Raw genomic sequence first — 18,376 nt, 5'->3', positions numbered from 1 at the left:
GAAGATAGTTCATGAAAATTTATGTCGGTAGCATCCGCCAATGGCACTGGATTAGCTCCGCCATCTGTCTGGTGGGGATGTTGTTGTTTGCTATTACCGGTATCACGCTTAACCATGCCTCGCAAATTCCTGCCACACCAAACATTACCCAGGTAGAAACACAGTTGCCGGAACACCTATTGGTTTTGTTGCAGGGTGATATTGAAAACGAAAAAGCCCCTTTGCCTGAGGCTGTGGGCCAGTGGTTGAGGGATGAGCACCGTATTCTGGTTGCAGGTCGCGCTGCCGAGTGGAGTGATGGTGAAGTGTATTTGTCGCTGCCACGTCCAGGTGGTGATGCCTGGATGACCATAGATACACAGGCTGGCGATGTGTTTTATGAAAAAACCGATCGCGGCTGGGTTTCCTATTTTAACGATTTGCACAAAGGGCGAAATACCGGCCTGGTCTGGTTTTGGTTTTTGGATGTCTTCGCCCTGGCGTGCATTATTTTTTGTGTAACCGGGTTGGTTTTATTGCAGCGCCACGCGGGCAGCCGTCCTTCTACCTGGCCGATGGTCGGGCTTGGATTGGTTCTACCCTGGGTATTAATTCTTTTGTTTATTCACTGAGGACACAGCATGTCATCGCATCGAATGTTATTGCGTCGAATCTTATTAGGGGTTGCGACAGGGCTCCTGGCAAGCCTGCCGGTGATTGCCTCCGAGTTGCAGGTGTCAGTCGAGATCCCACGCTTGAATGTAGCGGAATACCATCGTCCCTATGTGGCTATCTGGATTGAAAACCACGACCGCTCATCGATCATCAACCTGGCGGTGTGGTATGACGTGAAGATGAAAAACAATGAAGGCGAAAAATGGTTGAAGGATATGGTGCAGTGGTGGCGTCGCAGTGGCCGCTCGCTCACCATGCCGGTAGATGGTGTCAGTGGCGCCACCCGTGCACCTGGAAAACATGAGGTGACTTTCCGGCAGGGCGAGGTTCCCCTGGGTAATTTGCCCGCGGGTGAATACAAACTGATTGTGGAGGCGGCGCGCGAAGTCGGTGGTCGTGAACTGGTGCAAATTCCCTTCACCTGGCCAGTGCAGGATGCGCAAAACCTGCAGGGGCAGGGCAGCAGCGAGTTGGGTGCTGTCCAGCTGAATATCAAACCCTAATTACAACTTACAGGATAAGAAGGTAATTGTTATGAAAATGAAATTATTGACTGTCGCCGCACTGTTGGCTGTTTCTGTTTCTGCTCAAGCTCACCGCGCCTGGATTTTGCCTGCTGCCACGGTATTGTCCAGTGATGATCCCTGGGTGACCTTTGATGCGGCTATTTCCAATGATATTTTCCACACCGACTACCATGCTATGAATATCAACAGCCTGCAGGTGGCCGGCCCCGATGGAACCACTGTAGAGATTCAAAATGCCCACTCGGGTAAATACCGTACCACCTTCGACCTAAACCTGAAGCAGCGCGGTACCTATAAAGTATTTACGGCCAACAATGGTTTGTCGGCGCGCTGGGAAACCGAAGACGGTGAGCGCAAATTCTGGCCCGGTCGTGGTGAAACGCCAAAGCCCGGTGATTTTGAAAAAGCCGTACCGAAAAAAGCCAAAAACCTGGAAGTGAGCCAGTTCTCGCGTCGCATGGAAACCTTCGTCACCGCCGGTGAACCGTCTAAGGATGTACTGAAGCCTACCAACCAGGGGTTGGAGTTGGTACCTGTGACTCACCCGAATGATTTGTTTGCGGGTGAGAGCGCCCAGTTTAAGTTGCTGATCGATGGCAAACCTGCCGTGGGTGCCAAGGTAGAAATTATTCCCGGTGGTATGCGCTACCGTAATGACCAGGCGTCTATCAATGTTGAGACAGGGAAAGACGGTGCTTTTTCCATTACCTGGCCGCAGGCGGGCATGTACTGGTTGAGCGCATCTTATCGCGACAACAAGGCCAAAAAGCCTGCAACTTCTCGCAGTGGCAGCTATGTGGCTACATTTGAGGTATTACCCGAATAAGATTGTATTAATGTCGGGTTTTATAACATGGCAGAGACTGCACTCTTGGTGGAATTTGCAAGGGTGCAGCAGTTGCTGGTTTAAATCCTATGCAACAGGAATTGGGTTTTACCTATTTCCCTGTCACTTATGTATCCGGCGATTGCTGGCCAGTTGATTGAGCTCACTCCTGTGATTCTCCCACCTATCCACTCACTGGTTTCTGCCTTTGCACTGCTGTTGGTTTACAGTGCTTTCTGTGTGTTTGTTTGGCGACATTATCGCCGTCAACAAACGACGAGCGTTATTGCGACCAGTGGCTCCAATGGGAAGGTTATTTTATTGGGGTACGCCAGTCAGGGTGGCAATGCCCTGCGCATCGCCCAACAGACAGCTGCACAATTGCAACAGGCGGGTAGGCGGGTAGAACTCCTGCCCCTGAATCGCCTGGACGCTGAACGCTTGCAGCAAGCGACGCTGTGTTTACTGGTACTGAGCACTTATGGTGAGGGAGAGCCGCCAGACAATGCGAATCGCTTTATTGCACGCAACCTGCGCACCTTGGCTCCGGGGCAACTGGCGCATGTGCAGCTGGCCATTTTAGCCCTGGGCGATGCCAGTTATACCCACTTCTGTGGCTTTGCCCACAGTGTTTACCGTGAATTACATCAGCGCGGTGCCCAGTGTTTGACTGACATTATCGAGGTGGATCGCCTGGATGAAAGTGCGTTGCGCCACTGGCAGTATTACCTCGGCCAGTTAACGGGCCAAACGCAATTTGTCGATTGGAGTACGCCCCGGTACCAGGATTGGATATTGTGTGGGCGCCAGTGTGCCAATCCCGGTAGTCTGGGGGCTCCTGCTTTCCATGTGCGTTTGCAACCGTCAAGTGAGCAGGTTGCGGTCGATACCTGGCAGGCAGGTGATATTGCAGAGATTGGTCCTTGTAATACCCCTGGTGCTATCACGGATTTTGTGCAGCGATTGGCGCGCACAGATATTGCACCTGAATTGTTACTGACTCGTGACCTGCGTATTGATGATGATCAAGTGGTGCTGCTTCAACCCCTTGCCATCAATGATGTGCTTGCCCATTTGCCTGAGCTGCCCCACCGCGAGTATTCCATTGCCTCTGTTCCAGCAGAAGGTTCACTGGATTTGCTGGTGCGTCAGGTGCGCAATGCACAGCAACAATTGGGCTTGGGGTCGGGATGGTTAACCGAATATGCCCCGCTGAAGTCGTCCATTCGTTTACGTATTCGCAGTAATCCCCATTTTCATTCCCCGTCGATTGCTACACCCCTGATCTTAATTGGTAACGGTACGGGTATTGCCGGCCTGCGCTCCCATTTAGCGGCTCGTGCCAGCGCTGCTGTTGCGAGTGAGAATTGGTTGTTATTTGGTGAGCGCAGCCTTGCCCATGATGCTTTTTTTGCAGCAGACCTGTTGCATTGGCAGCAGTCCGGATTGTTAACACAACTGCATTGCGTTTACTCGCGTGATGCAATTGATGCCGGGCCTTGTTATGTGCAGGATTTATTGCCTTTGCACAGGGAACAATTGCGTGCGTGGATTAATCGCGGCGCAGCCATTTATGTGTGTGGCAGTTTGCATGGAATGGCTCAGGGTGTTGACCAGGCACTCACGCAAATTTTCGGCGCAGAATGTTTGGAATCCTTATCCGAAAACGGACGCTATCGGCGGGATGTTTATTAACCACTCCCATTAACACTTGCACACAATTGTGTAATCAGTGTGTAACTCGTCACTGGCTACTGGAGTCGCTCGCGAGCACAGGTATACTTCAGCTTCTGAATTCCTTTTCCTGACTTGCAGGTTGTGCATGAACTCCTCTATTGAATCTTCTTCGGGTATTACTCGTCAGCGCATAGGCCGCTGGTTGCTATGGTCGGTGCCAGTGGTGCTATTGGTGTCAGGAGCCTGGTATCTCTGGGCCGGTGATGCAGATCAGCCGAACTATATCCGTGAAACGGTGGTGCGCGGCGATCTTGAGAATCTGGTGACCGCAACCGGTAGCTTGCAGCCGCGCGATTATGTGGATGTGGGAGCCCAGGTGTCGGGCCAGTTGAAAAAACTCCTGGTTGATGTGGGTAGTGAAGTAAAAGCCGGCGATCTGCTCGCTGAAATAGATGCCACTGTCTATGCGGCCAAGGTCGATGCTACGCGTGCGCAGCTGACTAATTTAAATGCACAATTATTGGATCGCCAGGCTCAATTACAATTGGCGGAAATCCAGTACCAGCGCCAGCAAAACCTGCAAAAGGAAGATGCCACGACCGCTGAGGCCCTGCAGTCAGCCGAGGCCAGTGTGAAATCGGCACGTGCGCAATTGAAAGCGCTGGAAGCCCAGATCAAGCAGCAGGAGTCGACCCTGCGAGTTGAGGCAGCCAACCTGAATTTCGCCAATATCTATGCGCCTATGGATGGAACCGTGGTGACAATTGATGCACGCCAGGGCCAAACACTCAACGCCACCCAGGTAGCGCCCACCATTATGCGTGTGGCTGACCTGTCCACCATGACGGTAAAGACCCAGGTATCTGAAGCGGATGTGAGCAAATTGCGCGAGGGAATGGAGGTGTATTTCACCACCCTGGGTGGGCAGGATCGCCGCTGGTATTCCAAGCTGGAGCAGATCCAGCCGACCCCGGAAGTGGTGAACAATGTGGTGTTGTATAACGCCCTGTTTAACGTTCCCAATGAACAGCGGGTACTCATGACCCAAATGAGTACCCAGGTATTTTTTATCGTATCCCAGGCCAAAAATGCGCTGCTGGTTCCGGTATCAGCATTGAGCTACGGGCCACCGGCAGGAGGGCCACGAGGAATACCGCCGGGAGAGCGGCCGGATACTGCAGGCGGTACAGGCGGTAACAGCAGTATCGCGGCGGAGACTGCAAGGGCAGGGGATGGCAGCGGTGATCGGCGCGATGCCGCCAACCGCGAGCGCCGCCCGCGTGAAGCCGGATCGGGTGAGCGTCCGGCCGGTCGTCCGGCGATGGTGAAAGTGATTAACGCCAAAGGCGATATTGAAGAGCGGCGCGTTCGTGTCGGGGTTAGCAACCGTGTCCAGGCCGAAATTCTCGAAGGTCTGAGCGAGGGTGAAGAGGTTATCGCTGGCCAGCGCAGTACCAGCCAGCAAGCGGCGCGAAGCAACCAGGCAGGCCCCGGTTTTGGCGGCCCAAGGATGCTTCGCTAATGTCTGACATCCATCCCCTTATCCGACTCTCCGGGGTGACCAAAACCTTTTATAACGGTGAGTTGGCAGTAGAAGTACTCCACGGTATTGATCTGGATATTTACCCTGGTGAGTTTGTTGCCATTATGGGGCAATCGGGCTCGGGTAAATCCACCCTGATGAATATCCTCGGTTGCCTGGATAAACCTACCTCTGGCCGATACGACTTTGCCGGCCAGGACGTAGCGCAACTGTCCCAGGATGATTTGGCACGCCTGCGTCGTGAAGCTTTTGGTTTTGTGTTCCAAAGCTACAACCTCCTGGCCGGCTCGACAGCGAGTGAGAATGTGGAAATGCCGGCAGTTTATTCCGGCATGGCACCTGGGCAACGCCAGGCGCGTGCAGCCGAGTTGTTGTCATCGCTGGGCCTGGCCGAGCGTATGCATCATCGTCCCAGCCAATTATCCGGTGGCCAGCAACAGCGGGTATCCATTGCCCGTGCCTTAATGAACGGCGGCCAGATTATTCTCGCCGATGAGCCTACCGGTGCGTTGGATAGCCACAGTGGGCGCGAGGTAATGCGCCTGTTGAAAGAATTATCGACCCAGGGGCACACCATTATTCTCATTACCCATGACGCTGAAGTGGCCCAACATGCGCAGCGTTTGATCGAAATTCGCGATGGCCGGGTGATTGCTGATCCCGGCCCAATGCCCAGGCACACCCAGGATAAGCCTGTGCCCTTGCACGGTGGTGAATCGAGCTTTGCCAGTGATTTGCGTGAAGCGGCTAAAACCGCCTGGCGCTCGCTGCACCACAACTTGTTCCGCACGGCACTTACCCTGCTGGGGATTGTGATCGGTGTGGCATCGGTCATTACCATGCTTGCCATTGGTGATGGTGCCAAAAAATCCGTTGTTGATAGCATCAGCTCCATGGGGAGCAACCTGTTGCTGGTATTACCCGGTGGGCCTAACCAGCGCGGACGCGGTGATATTGCCACCCTGATACCGGAAGATGTGGAGGCCATCCGCCAGTTGGATCACATCGCCGCTGCACTGCCGGAAGTCAATGGCAGCTATACCCTGCGCTACAGCAACCTCGACCATTCCACCGAAGTCAGTGCCACTGCCAGCGGTTTTCCCATGGCGCGCAAGTGGCCCTTGGCGGAAGGGACTTTTTTTACCGAAGACGATGAAAAAAATTACGCAACCGTCGCGGTATTGGGCAAAACCGTTGCCACTAAATTGTTTGGTGAGCGCAGTCCATTGGGTGAATACCTGATCATTAACAATGTGCTGTTCCAGGTAATCGGTGTGATGAGTGAACGCGGTGCCGACCCTGGCGGGCGCGACCAGGACGATAAAGTCTTTGTGCCTTACACCACGGGTAGCTTGCGTATTATCGGTACCCGCTCGCTACGCAATATCACTATCTCGGTCGACGGCGAAGACAATATCGCCACGGTGGAGAGCCAGGTTAAGCAGTTATTGCTGGGTCGCCACGGTGTGGAAGATTTCCAAATCCGCAGCATGGCCTCGTTAATTGACACCCTCTCTGCCACGCAAAATACCATGACCATTTTATTGGGCTCCATCGCCGCTATTTCGCTCCTCGTTGGTGGAATAGGTGTGATGAATATCATGTTGGTCAGCGTCACCGAGCGCACGCGTGAAATTGGCATTCGCATGGCGACGGGTGCACGCCAGGTAAATATCCTGCAGCAGTTCCTATTGGAGGCGCTCGCGGTATCCGCTTTGGGAGGGATCATCGGCGTGTTGCTCGGATTGGGCTGCGCCTTCGTGGTGTCCCATTTCGGGATGTCTGTGGCCTATTCCCTGGCCCCTGTGGTGTTGGCATTCACCTGCGCTTTTGGCACGGGCCTGGTGTTTGGTTATTTGCCAGCGCGCACAGCGGCGCGCCTGGACCCGGTTGCCGCACTGGCTACGGAGTAAGTTGATGATGCTAGCGAAACCTGTAAAACCCATGTTGACCCTGGTTGTAGCAATGGGGTTCCTATCCGCTTGTACCCATACTGCATTGCCCACCCAACCGGTTATCAATTACCCGGCACAATTCGCAACAGGTGTAGCCGCTGACGAATCCATGGATCCGCAGTGGTGGCAAGCGTTCAATGCGCCGGCCTTAAATCAATTGCTGGACATGGCTGACCAGCAAAGCCCGGATTTGCTGATTACCCGTGAGCGTGTGCGCCAGGCGGAATACCAATTGAACATTGCCAATGCCAGTTGGTTTCCCAGCCTGGACTTATCGGCATCGAGCGGGAGGCGACGCAGTGAAGCACCGGATGGGGTGGTGAGCCGCACCGAGTCCAGCAGCCTGGATGTGCGTATCAGTTATGAAGTCGATCTCTGGGGCGGTGTTGCGGCCGAGCGGCGCGCGGCGCGCGCGAGTTACAACGCAACACGCTACGACCAGGACGCTGCCCAACTCAGCTTGCGCGCGGCGATTGCCAGCGGTTGGTTCCAGTGGTTGGCCCTGCGCGAGCGTATCGATACCGCGCAAAAGAATATCGATATCGCCCAGCGTATTATGCGTGTTGTGGATGCCCGGTATCGCAACGGCTCTGCGTCAGCGGCCGATGTTGCCCAGCAAAAAACCAATCTGTTAAGCCAGCAGGCCAGCCTGTTGCCTTTGCAATTGCAGGCGCGCCAGGCCAGTGCAGCCCTGGCGATTCTGGTTGGCAAAACACCGCAGGAATTTGTCTTGGCAGAGGAGCCAATCAGCGCGATGACGGTGCCTGAGATTACTCCCGGTACCCCGGCGCAATTGATACTGCGTCGCCCCGACCTTGCAGCGAGCGAAGCCAGCCTGCTGGCTGCTGATGCCAACCTGGTCGCTGCCCGCGCCGCACTTTTTCCCTCGTTGAATTTAAGTGCCGGTATCGGGCGCAGTGCCAGCGAGCTGTTTTCACTCAACCCGGCAACCCAGGCATCCAACTGGAGCCTGTCATTGGCGCAAACCCTGTTTAGCGGCGGGCGTTTGCTGAATCAAAAAGGCTATAGCGAAGCGAGGCGTGCCGAGCTGCTGTTGCAATACCACAAAGCTATACTCACCGCCCTGCAAGAGGTGGATATTGCACTGGCCAGTGCAGATAACACCCGCCAGCAGGAAGAACAGCAAACCGAGATAACGGCCCAGGCCGAGCGCAGTTTGCGTTTAACCGAAGCGCGTTATCGCGAGGGCAGCGACGACTTGTTATCGCTACTGAGTGCCCAGCGCACCCTGTTCCAGGCTCAGGATGCCCTGGTGCAACAGCACCAGGCGCGCCTGACGGCTGCTGTGGATGTTTATAAAGCCCTGGGAGGTGGTTGGCAGTTAGCCACCGGTGAATAATTTTTTCAGTCATTTATGTTATGGATTTGGGGGCAGGGAGGCTGCAGCAACATCAAGACAACATCAAGAAGAGTTAGATAGAGAATGGGCGTACGAAACGGGTTATTCCAGGTGCATTGGTTCCTGGGGATTACAGCGGGTGTGGTATTGGCGGTAGTCGGCATTACCGGGGCCATGATGAGTTTTGAGCGGCCGATCATGGAGATAATTAGCCCGGATATTGTGCGCGTTGATGCCGTTGGGGAGCGCTTGGGGCCAGACGCTATCATTGAGCGCTTCCATGCCCAGCGCCCGGATAACCGGGTCGAGCAAATTACCCTCTGGCCCGATCTGGAGCGCAGCGCCTTGATTCGCGTAATGCCCGCACCGGGCGAGCGTCGCGGTGAGGCTATTTATGTCAATCCCTACAGCGGTGAGCTGCTGGGCAAAATCCGCGGCGAACAATTTTTCCGTACGGTGCGTTCGCTGCACCGCTGGTTATTAATTCCCTCTGAACAGGGCGCAACTAACTGGGGGCGGCAAATTACCGGATTTAGCGCCCTGGCCCTGGTATTTTTTGCATTATCCGGTTTGTATTTGCGCTGGCCGCGCCGCCCGCTCAATTGGCGCAACTGGTTCCGTATCGATTTCAGTTTAAAAGGCCGCAATTTTTATTGGGCGCTGCACTCGGTGATGGGTACCTGGGTATTGGTTGTGTATTTGCTGCTGGCCTTAACCGGCTTGTCCTGGTCTTATTCCTGGTATAAAAGCGGTTTATCCCAGTTATTAACCGGTGAACCTATGGAAGAGCGTCGCGGGCCGGGTGGCCCTGGTGGTTTCGGTGGCCAGGGTGAGCGAGCCGGGCAGGCCGAGCGCGGAGGTGATCGGGCAAGGCAAGGTGATCGTGCAAGGCCGGAAGGGCGAATGGGTGGGCGCTCCGAGAGTACAGCGCATGAGATGCCCAGTGTGCAGATCGACCAGGCCTGGGCGGTATTCTCAAGCAAGGCAGAGGGCAATTTTAAATTTGCTGCTTTGAGCTTGCCGCGCTCCCCCGTGGATCCGGTGGTGGTCAATTATGTAACGCCGGATGCCGTGAATGATCGCCAGCGCAGCTCGATGAGCATCAATCCCCGTTCGGGTGAAATCGTTGCCGACCAACCTTATCAACCCCTGGAACCCTTAGGTAAACGTATTTACCAGGGGTTGTACGAATTGCACACCGGCGAGTGGTTCGGTACACCCGGCATTATCGTGAATATGATTGCCTCGCTGTTGATGCCGCTGTTTACGATTACCGGCTTCCTGTTGTATTTCGATCGTCGCCGGAAGAAAAAGCACAGCAGGCAATCAGCTGCTGCGGTGGCCAGTTTGCATACCGATGCCGATTATTGGGTTGTCTATGGCAGCCAGACAGGTACTGCCGAGCAATTAGCCTGGAACACCGCTACGATTTTGCAATCCGGTGGCATTAAAGCCAGTGTGAAAAACATTGCCGCGCTGGATAAATCCACCCTTGAAACTGCACCCAAAATGTTGTTCCTGTTGTCGACTTTTGGCGAAGGTGAAGCGCCGGATGCCGCGCGCGGTTTTGTACGCAAGTTCCTTAAAACCCCCTTGTCTTTATCAAGGTTGCAGTTTGCCGTGTTGGGACTGGGTGATAAGCGTTATATCGATTATTGCGCCTTTGCCGCTCAGGTCGAGCAATGGTTACTGGCCAGCGGTGCCCAGCCGTTATTTGCGCGCATTAATGTGGATAATGGTGATCCCCACACTATCCAGCAGTGGCAGCAGCAGATTGCCCAATTAAGTGGTGTCACCCAGGTGACGGCCTGGGCTGCACCGGAATATGAGGCCTGGCGCTTGCAATCTCGCCAACTGCTCAACCCGGATAGCCTGGGGGCTCCTGTCTACCGCGTAAGCCTGCAACCTCCACGGCCGGGTAATACGCCCTGGCTGGCGGGCGACATCCTGGAAATAAAACCACAACACAACCCTGCCACAGTCAGAGCCTTGCTCAATGCGGCGGGAGTTTCCGGTGATACCCGGGTACAAGGGGTTCCACTTGCCGATTGGTTGGCAAAATCGGTATTGCCTGAGTTGCATCAACTGCGTGAGCAAGATTTATCCTCTTTGGTGGAAGGATTGCAGCCTTTACCTCATCGCGAATATTCCATTGCTTCGCTGCCGACGGATGGCATAGTCGATCTGGTGGTGCGCCAGGCATTTAATGCACAGGGTGAGTTGGGCTTGGGTTCGGGTTGGCTGACGGCGTTTGCGGACGAGCAGCAATCTATCAGCGCACGTATTCGCAACAATCCATCGTTCCATGCACCGGAGCAGTCGGTGCCCGTTATCCTGATAGGGGCCGGTACTGGTATTGCGGGTTTGCGTTCGCATTTACATCAGCGCTACCTCAAGGACCAGGCGCAAAATTGGCTGATCTTTGGCGAGCGCCAGCGCAGCAAGGATCGTTTATTTGCGCAAGAGTTGGATGCCTGGCATCAATCCGGATTCCTTAGTGAACTGGATGAGGTTTATTCCCGCGATGGCGAAGGCTATGTGCAGGATGTCTTGCGCACCAAGCAACAGCAACTCGGTGAATGGCTGGATCGTGGTGCAGCCATCTACGTGTGTGGCGGTATGGCCATGGGGGCAGGGGTTCACCAGGCACTGCAGGACATCCTGGGTGAAAATGAACTCCAGCAATTGATCGAGAGTAATCGCTATAAACGCGATGTGTATTAACACACCGGGTAACCTGCTACCTCAATAATACACCTGGACCACTGGCCTGGGGGATTGATGGCTATTTGGAGGTTGCCTCCATTTCCTTCGCTCCACTATACTCGCCGGCCCGCACAATCGTAGGTGTGGGCTTTTTTATTGATTGCGCCCCATTTTTATCACGTGACCTTTGGTAGGGGTCACCACTGAAAAGGATCGAAAATGCCTGTTATTACCCTCCCCGATGGTTCCCAACGCTCGTTTGATAAACCCGTCTCTGTGTACGAAGTCGCTGCCTCTATTGGCCCAGGCTTAGCCAAGGCTACCCTGGGTGGCCGTGTCAACGGCCAGCGCGTGGACGCCCATGACCTGATCAGCGAAGACGCCAACCTGGTGATCTTTACTCCCAAAGACGATGACGGACTGGAAATCATCCGCCACTCCTGTGCGCACCTGCTCGGCCACGCCATTAAACAGCTGTATCCCGATGTGAAAATGGCCATTGGCCCCACCATCGATAACGGCTTTTATTACGACGTAGACCTGGAGCATAAACTCACCGACGAGGACATCGCGGCACTGGAAGCGCGCATGCTGGAGTTGGCCAAAACCGAATACGACGTGGTGAAAAAGAAGGTGAGCTGGCAGGAGGCCCACGCTGTGTTCGCCGCGCGCGGTGAATCCTACAAGCTGGAAATCCTTGAGCGCGATATTCCCCAGAGCGACCAGCCCGGCCTCTATCACCACGAAGAATATATCGACATGTGTCGCGGCCCCCATGTGCCCAATATGCGCTTCTGCCTCAACTTTAAGTTGATGCGGGTATCCGGTGCCTACTGGCGCGGCGATTCCAACAACAAAATGCTGCAGCGCATCTACGGCACTGCCTTTGCCGATGCCAAGCAGCTCAAAGCCTATTTGAACCTGCTGGAGGAGGCGGCCAAGCGCGATCACCGCAAGCTGGCCAAAAAATTCGACCTCTTCCACCTGCAAGATGAAGCGCCCGGCATGGTGTTCTGGCACCCCAAAGGCTGGACCTTATGGCAGCAGATCGAGCAGTACATGCGCGCCAAGCAAAATGACTGGGGTTACCAGGAGGTGCGCACACCGCTGATTATGGATCGCGTGCTCTGGGAAAAATCCGGCCACTGGGAAAACTACCGCGAGAACATGTTCACCACCGAATCGGAAAAGCGCGATTTCGCGGTTAAGCCGATGAACTGCCCCGGCCATGTGCAAATATTCAATCACGGCCTGCGCTCCCACAAAGACCTGCCGCTGCGCCTGGCGGAGTTTGGCTCCTGTCACCGCAACGAAGCCTCGGGCGCACTGCACGGCATTATGCGCGTGCGCGGCTTTGTACAGGACGATGCCCACATCTTCTGTACTGAAGACCAGGTAGTGGCAGAAGTGGCCGCGTTTAACCAAATGCTGAAAAGCGTGTACGACGACTTCGGTTTTACCGACATTGCCGTCAAGCTCTCCCTGCGCCCGGAAAAATACGCCGGCAGCCTGGAAACCTGGAACAAGGCGGAAGAGGGGCTGCGCACTGCCCTGCGCGCCGCCGGTTTGGAATGGGAAGAACTGCCCGGCGAAGGCGCTTTCTATGGCCCCAAAATCGAATACCAAATCAAGGACGCCCTAGGTCGCTCATGGCAGTGTGGCACCATCCAATTGGACTATGTGTTACCCGAGCGCCTGGATGCCGAATATGTCGCTGACGATAACGTGCGCAAGCGCCCGGTGATGCTGCACCGCGCCATCCTGGGCTCCTTCGAGCGCTTCCTGGGTATCCTGATCGAACACTACGAAGGCTCCTTCCCGGTATGGCTGTCACCGGTGCAGGTCGTGGTGGCTAATATCACCGATAGCCAGGCGGAATACGTCAAACGGGTGGAAAAAGCCTTGCGTGAACAGGGCATTAGAGTGATTGCGGACTTGAGAAACGAGAAGATCGGCTTTAAAATCCGCGAGCACACCATCCAGCGGGTGCCTTACCTGCTCGTCGTTGGCGATAAAGAGGTTGAAAATCAATCACTTGCAGTGCGCACTCGCGACGGCAAGGATCTTGGTGTGATGCCCCTTGATGCTTTCATCGCGCACTTGACCGCCGATATAGCGCGTCGAGGCAGAGTTTTTTCTGCCGAATAAGTGCGTTAAGCCAGGGTACCGATTCATTTTTTGGAGATACGATTATCAAACGAGACAACGCCCCCGCGGCCAAAGGCAATTCTAAAAAGGCCCGGATCAACGATCAGATCGACGCAAAACAAGTTCGTTTAATCAATGCCGAAGGCGAGCAGGTAGGTATAGTGCCCCTGTCAGAAGCCCTGGCAGCGGCCCAAGCCGCAACCCTGGATCTGGTGGAAATTGTCGCGGATAGCGATCCGATAGTCTGCAAAATCATGGACTACGGCAAGCATCTGTTTGAAATCAAGAAAACCAAAGCAGCTGCCAAAAAGAAACAGAAGCAGCAGCAAGTGAAAGAAATGAAGTTTCGCCCAGGGACGGAAGAAGCGGATTATCAGGTCAAGTTAAAGGCCCTGATCCGCTTCTTGGAGCATGGGGACAAAGCCAAGGTAACCTTAAAGTTCCGCGGCCGCGAGCTCGCCCACCAGGAGTTGGGAATGGAAATGATGCAGCGCATCGAGAAAGACCTGACCGAGTTGGGCACTGTGGAGCAAGCCGCCAAAATGGAAGGCAAACAGCTCACCATGGTAATCGCCCCCAAAAAGAGAAAATAGCCGGGCTTTTAGCTGCCTTGGTTATTTAATTACTGACTTAAATGTGTGGAGTTCTATCACATGGCAACCAAAGCTAAAGTACACAGTGGCGCCTCCAAGCGCTTCAAAAAGACTGGCGCGGGCTTCAAGTTCAAGCACGCTAACAAAAGCCACATCCTGACCAAAATGACCACCAAGCGTAAGCGCCAACTGCGCGGCACCAGCATCGTTGATGCAGCCGATGTACCACGCGTACAACGTATGTTCCGTGCTAACTAATTAGCGCCTATTGAGAATTTTGAGAGGATTGAATTATGGCCCGTGTTAAGCGTGGTGTAGAGGCGCGTCGTCGTCACAAGAAAGTATTAAAAGCTGCCAAAGGTTACTACGGTGCACGTTCACGTGTATTCCGTGTTGCCAAGCAAGCAGTTATCAAAGCTGGTCAATACGCCTATCGCGATCGTCGCGTTAAAAAGCGTAATTTCCGCGCTCTGTGGATCACCCGTATCAATGCCCAGTCACGCGCTGAAGGTCTGACCTACAGCCAACTGATTGCCGGCTTGAAAAAGGCGAGCATCGTTCTTGACCGTCGCGTACTGGCCGACCTGGCTGTATACGACAAAGCAGCATTTGCTGCCGTTGTTGCGAAGGCTAAATCAGCTCTGGCTGCTTAATCGTCCAACAACCGAAGGCCCGCAAGGGTTTTTGTGATGCGATGAAAAGGGGAAGAGCTTTGGTTCTTCCCCTTTTTTATATTCAGGATGAACGCTATGCCGCGAGCGCCGGACGCGCAGGAGCGGCTTTTTTATTGAATATCGATTAGCGACAAGCTTGCCTCAGTGCCTGCGTCAAGAGGCGGGCATCTTGAACTTACGTGGAATCATTCATGGAAAATCTCGTTGCGCTGACACAAGAAGCGCTAAAACTGGTTGCCGATGCTGGGGATCTGAATGCGCTGGAAGCAGTGCGCGTGGATTACCTCGGTAAAAAAGGCCATATCACAGCATTGATGAAAAACCTCGGCGGTTTGTCGCCCGAAGAGCGCCCGGCGGCCGGTGCTGAAATCAATAAAGCCAAAGATGCCGTACAAGAGGCGCTAAACACACGCAAACAACTGCTGGAGCAGGCGGCCATTAATGCCAAGCTGGCCAGCGAAGTAGTGGATGTGAGCCTACCCGGACGCGGCCTGCACACCGGCGGTTTGCATCCGGTAACGCGCACGCTACAGCGCATTGAAGAGATTTTTGCCGCCGTGGGTTACAGCGTGGAAGAAGGGCCGGAAATCGAAGACGATTATCACAACTTCGAAGCGCTGAATATTCCCTCGCACCACCCGGCACGCGCTATGCACGATACCTTCTACGTAGATGATACCCATGTGCTGCGCACCCACACATCGCCGGTGCAAGTGCGCACCATGGAAAATAAAAAACCACCTATTCGGGTGATTTGCCCTGGTCGTGTCTATCGCTGCGATTCCGATATGACCCACTCACCCATGTTCCACCAGGTGGAAGGCTTGGTGGTGGATAAAAATATCAGCTTTGCCGATTTGAAAGGCACTATGGACCAATTCCTCAAAGCCTTCTTCGAAGCGGATGTCCCTGTGCGTTTTCGCCCATCGTATTTCCCTTTCACCGAGCCATCGGCGGAAATGGACATTCAATGCACCCAGTGCCGTGGCAAAGGCTGTCGTGTGTGTAAAAGTACCGGTTGGTTGGAAGTGGGCGGTTGCGGCATGGTGCATCCCGAGGTGTTCAACGCCAGTGGCGTAGACCCGGAAACCTATACCGGCTTTGCCTTTGGTATGGGTGTGGAGCGCCTGGCCATGTTGCGCTATGGCGTAAATGACCTGCGTTTGTTTTTCGAGAACGACCTGCGTTTCTTAAAGCAGTTTTAACGTAGGTTGGGCAGTCATGCCTAACAAAAAATTCAGAACAACAAATTCCAGAGTGTATCTAGCGTTAAAGCAATTGTTGGGCATGACTGCCCAACCTACGGAACGAATGAATTATGAAAATCAGTGAATCCTGGTTGCGCGAGTGGGTGAATCCATCCATTGGTACTGATGAATTAGTCGCCCAGCTCACCATGGCTGGCTTGGAAGTTGACGCGGTTGAATCTGTGGCAGGTGATTTTACCGGTGTGATCGTGGGGGAAATTATCGCCTGTGAACAACATCCCGATGCCGACAAGTTACGCGTGTGCCAGGTGGCGGGTTTGCCTGATGGTCCCGCTCAGGTGGTCTGCGGCGCGGCCAACGCCCGTGTGGGTATTAAAATTCCGTTCGCCACTATTGGGGCACAATTGCCCGGTGCCTCTCAACATGAAGAAAAGTGGCAGATCAAAAAAGCCAAGCTGCGCGGGGTTGAATCCTTCGGTATGCTCTGCGGCCAAACCGAGTTGAAGGCTGGCGATGACGATACAGGCTTGTGGGAACTGCCCGCCGATGCGCCTGTCGGTACCAACCTGCGTGAATACCTGAACCTGGACGACAAGCTGATTGAGGTAGACCTGACGCCCAATCGCAGCGATTGCTTGAGTCTGAAAGGCCTGGCGCGCGAGGTGGGTGTGCTCAACCGCGCTGTGGTGAGTGAACCGACCATTCATCCTGTCCCCGCTGCCATTGCTGATACCTTCCCCGTCGCTTTACACGCAGGAAGCGCCTGCAGTCGCTATGTAGGGCGTGTTATCCGCAATATCGACATTACTCGCCCAAGCCCCGCCTGGTTACAGGACAAACTGGTTCGCTCAGGGTTGCGCTCTATCGATGCCGTTGTCGATGTAACCAACTATGTGTTGATCGAATTAGGGCAGCCTATGCACGCATTCGACTTGAGCAAGCTGCAGGGTGGTGTTCAGGTGCGTCTGGCAGAGCAGGGTGAGCCTCTGCAATTATTGGATGACCAGGAGATCAAGCTCAATGCCGACACCCTGGTTATCGCCGATAGCAAGGGGGCTCTGGCCATTGCGGGTATCATGGGTGGCAAGGCCAGTGCAGTCAGCGCTGAAACCCGCGATATCTTCCTCGAAAGTGCGTTCTTCAACCCCCTGGCCATTGCCGGTCGCGCTCGCTCCTATGGTTTGCATACCGACTCCTCACACCGTTTTGAGCGGGGTGTGGATTACCAATTGCAAGTGGATGCCATAGAGCGCGCAACCCAACTGTTGTTGGATATTGTGGGGGGCGAGGCTGGTCCGGTGGTGCATGTGGCCAATGATGAGTTGCCGCAAGAGCGCCAGGTCAGCCTGCGTAAAGTGCGTATTGTCAGTGGTTTGAGCCTGGACATCGCCGATAGTGAAGTGGTGGATATACTCACCCGCCTGGGTCTTAAATTGCTCGCCAGCAGTGCTGAGGGGTGGATCTTTGCGGTGCCCAGCTACCGTTTCGATATTGCCATAGAGGCAGATTTGCTTGAGGAGTTGGCGCGCGTATATGGCTACAACCGTCTACCCACCCGTAGCCTGGCAGCGCCTTTGCAAATTGAAGCGCGCCCCGAGGCCAAGCTGGGGCTGCCGCTGCTGCGTCGCCAATTGATTGCGCGCGATTACCAGGAAGCTATTACCTATAGTTTTATTGAGCCAAAACTCTCGGTGCTGTTTGATCCGCAAGTGACGCCTGTGGGGCTGCGCAATCCTATCAGTGCTGACATGGCCGTGATGCGTACCAGTCTTTTCCCGGGCTTGGTGAATGTGCTGCGCCACAACCTCAACCGCCAGCAAACCCGTGTGCGTCTGTTTGAATCCGGCCTGCGCTTTGTGCCCGGCGAGCAGGGCTTACAGCAAGAACCTGTATTGGCAGGCCTGATTTATGGCAGTCGCGCTCCTGAAGCCTGGGCCAATACAGCCGAGACGGTCGATTTCTTTGATATCAAGGGCGACCTGGAAGCATTGCTGGCTATCACGGGTGACCAGGAGCGTTTCAGCTTCAAGCCAGTCAAGCACAGTGCCCTGCATCCCGGCCAAACAGCTGGTATCTACCGTGATGGTGAATTATTGGGGGTTGTCGGGGCTCTGCACCCCAGTTTGCAGCAGCAACTGGACCTTCCCCTGTCGGTATACCTGTTTGAGGTTCACTTGGGTGGTTTACTGAAAGGTCGAATTCCTGCCTTTTCACCGCTATCGCGTTTCCCCGAAGTACGCCGCGACCTGGCCTTGCTGGTAGCACGTGATTTACCGGCTGATATTCTGCTGGAGGCTGTGAAAACCGTTGCTGGTGAGCTGTTGGTCAACTTAAAGATCTTTGACGTATACATGGGCAAAGGTATTGATCCACAAAGAAAAAGTATTGCTGTGGGGTTGACCTTTCAGCATCCTTCACGCACTCTTAATGAAGATGAGATCAATGCCTCTATTGACGCTGTGGTTAAGCATCTGGAGGTGACATTTTCCGCTACCCTCAGATAGG

14 protein-coding genes are annotated in these 18,376 nt (G+C 54.4%); all 14 read left to right on the top strand.

All coding sequences use genetic code 11. From position 1 onward, the window contains the following. The first annotated feature begins 11 nt into the window (after positions 1–11). The 14 genes from CJA_RS12245 (at position 12) to pheT (ending at position 18,375) form a co-directional block, all read left to right on the top strand. Entirely contained in the window at positions 12–611 is a 600-nt protein-coding gene (locus CJA_RS12245) for a PepSY-associated TM helix domain-containing protein (RefSeq protein ID WP_012488134.1), read from the top strand. A 9-nt stretch (positions 612–620) separates the two neighbouring features. Continuing rightward, positions 621–1,157, top strand: coding sequence for a DUF2271 domain-containing protein (locus CJA_RS12240; RefSeq protein WP_012488133.1), 537 nt, complete (start codon positions 621–623; stop codon positions 1,155–1,157). A gap of 31 nt (positions 1,158–1,188) precedes the next feature. Continuing rightward, complete coding sequence (locus CJA_RS12235) at positions 1,189–2,007, top strand: DUF4198 domain-containing protein (RefSeq protein WP_012488132.1); 819 nt, start codon at positions 1,189–1,191, stop codon at positions 2,005–2,007. 171 nt (positions 2,008–2,178) lie between these two features. Next, positions 2,179–3,702: a sulfite reductase subunit alpha gene (locus CJA_RS12230; protein WP_158304065.1), complete on the top strand. Its 1,524-nt coding sequence runs from the start codon at positions 2,179–2,181 to the stop codon at positions 3,700–3,702. Positions 3,703–3,829: 127 nt separating this feature from the next. Beyond that, on the top strand, positions 3,830–5,206 hold the full coding sequence (locus CJA_RS12225; RefSeq protein WP_049765456.1) for an efflux RND transporter periplasmic adaptor subunit: 1,377 nt from the start codon (positions 3,830–3,832) through the stop codon (positions 5,204–5,206). Beyond that, positions 5,206–7,140: a MacB family efflux pump subunit gene (locus CJA_RS12220; RefSeq protein ID WP_012488129.1), complete on the top strand. Its 1,935-nt coding sequence runs from the start codon at positions 5,206–5,208 to the stop codon at positions 7,138–7,140. The genes CJA_RS12225 and CJA_RS12220 overlap by 1 nt, the downstream gene beginning before the upstream one ends. Before the next feature lie 4 nt (positions 7,141–7,144). Further along, positions 7,145–8,542, top strand: coding sequence for an efflux transporter outer membrane subunit (locus tag CJA_RS12215; RefSeq protein ID WP_012488128.1), 1,398 nt, complete (start codon positions 7,145–7,147; stop codon positions 8,540–8,542). Between the two features lie 84 nt (positions 8,543–8,626). Then, positions 8,627–11,266, top strand: a complete 2,640-nt coding sequence (locus CJA_RS12210) for a PepSY domain-containing protein (protein ID WP_012488127.1) — start codon at positions 8,627–8,629, stop codon at positions 11,264–11,266. 201 nt (positions 11,267–11,467) lie between these two features. Continuing rightward, the gene (gene thrS, locus CJA_RS12205; RefSeq protein ID WP_012488126.1) at positions 11,468–13,396 is read left to right on the top strand and encodes a threonine--tRNA ligase; all 1,929 of its coding nucleotides are present in this window, start codon (positions 11,468–11,470) and stop codon (positions 13,394–13,396) included. Next, complete coding sequence (gene infC, locus CJA_RS12200; protein WP_425321171.1) at positions 13,393–13,989, top strand: translation initiation factor IF-3; 597 nt, start codon at positions 13,393–13,395, stop codon at positions 13,987–13,989. The genes thrS and infC overlap by 4 nt, the downstream gene beginning before the upstream one ends. A gap of 60 nt (positions 13,990–14,049) precedes the next feature. After that, positions 14,050–14,247 (top strand): 50S ribosomal protein L35, encoded by a 198-nt coding sequence (gene rpmI, locus CJA_RS12195; protein WP_012488124.1) that lies wholly within the window; start codon positions 14,050–14,052, stop codon positions 14,245–14,247. A gap of 35 nt (positions 14,248–14,282) precedes the next feature. Next, complete coding sequence (gene rplT, locus CJA_RS12190) at positions 14,283–14,642, top strand: 50S ribosomal protein L20 (protein ID WP_012488123.1); 360 nt, start codon at positions 14,283–14,285, stop codon at positions 14,640–14,642. A 212-nt stretch (positions 14,643–14,854) separates the two neighbouring features. After that, positions 14,855–15,868 carry a phenylalanine--tRNA ligase subunit alpha gene (gene pheS, locus CJA_RS12185; protein WP_012488122.1) on the top strand — a complete coding sequence of 338 codons (1,014 nt, stop codon included), beginning with the start codon at positions 14,855–14,857 and terminating at the stop codon, positions 15,866–15,868. A gap of 113 nt (positions 15,869–15,981) precedes the next feature. Beyond that, the gene (gene pheT / locus CJA_RS12180) at positions 15,982–18,375 is read left to right on the top strand and encodes a phenylalanine--tRNA ligase subunit beta (RefSeq protein ID WP_012488121.1); all 2,394 of its coding nucleotides are present in this window, start codon (positions 15,982–15,984) and stop codon (positions 18,373–18,375) included. The last annotated feature ends 1 nt before the right edge of the window (position 18,376 follow it).

It is taken from the genome of Cellvibrio japonicus Ueda107 (assembly GCF_000019225.1).
GTDB classification, from domain to species: domain Bacteria; phylum Pseudomonadota; class Gammaproteobacteria; order Pseudomonadales; family Cellvibrionaceae; genus Cellvibrio; species Cellvibrio japonicus.
The sequence above is the reverse complement of the archived record's forward strand: the minus strand, read 5'-3'. Positions and strand labels throughout refer to the sequence as shown.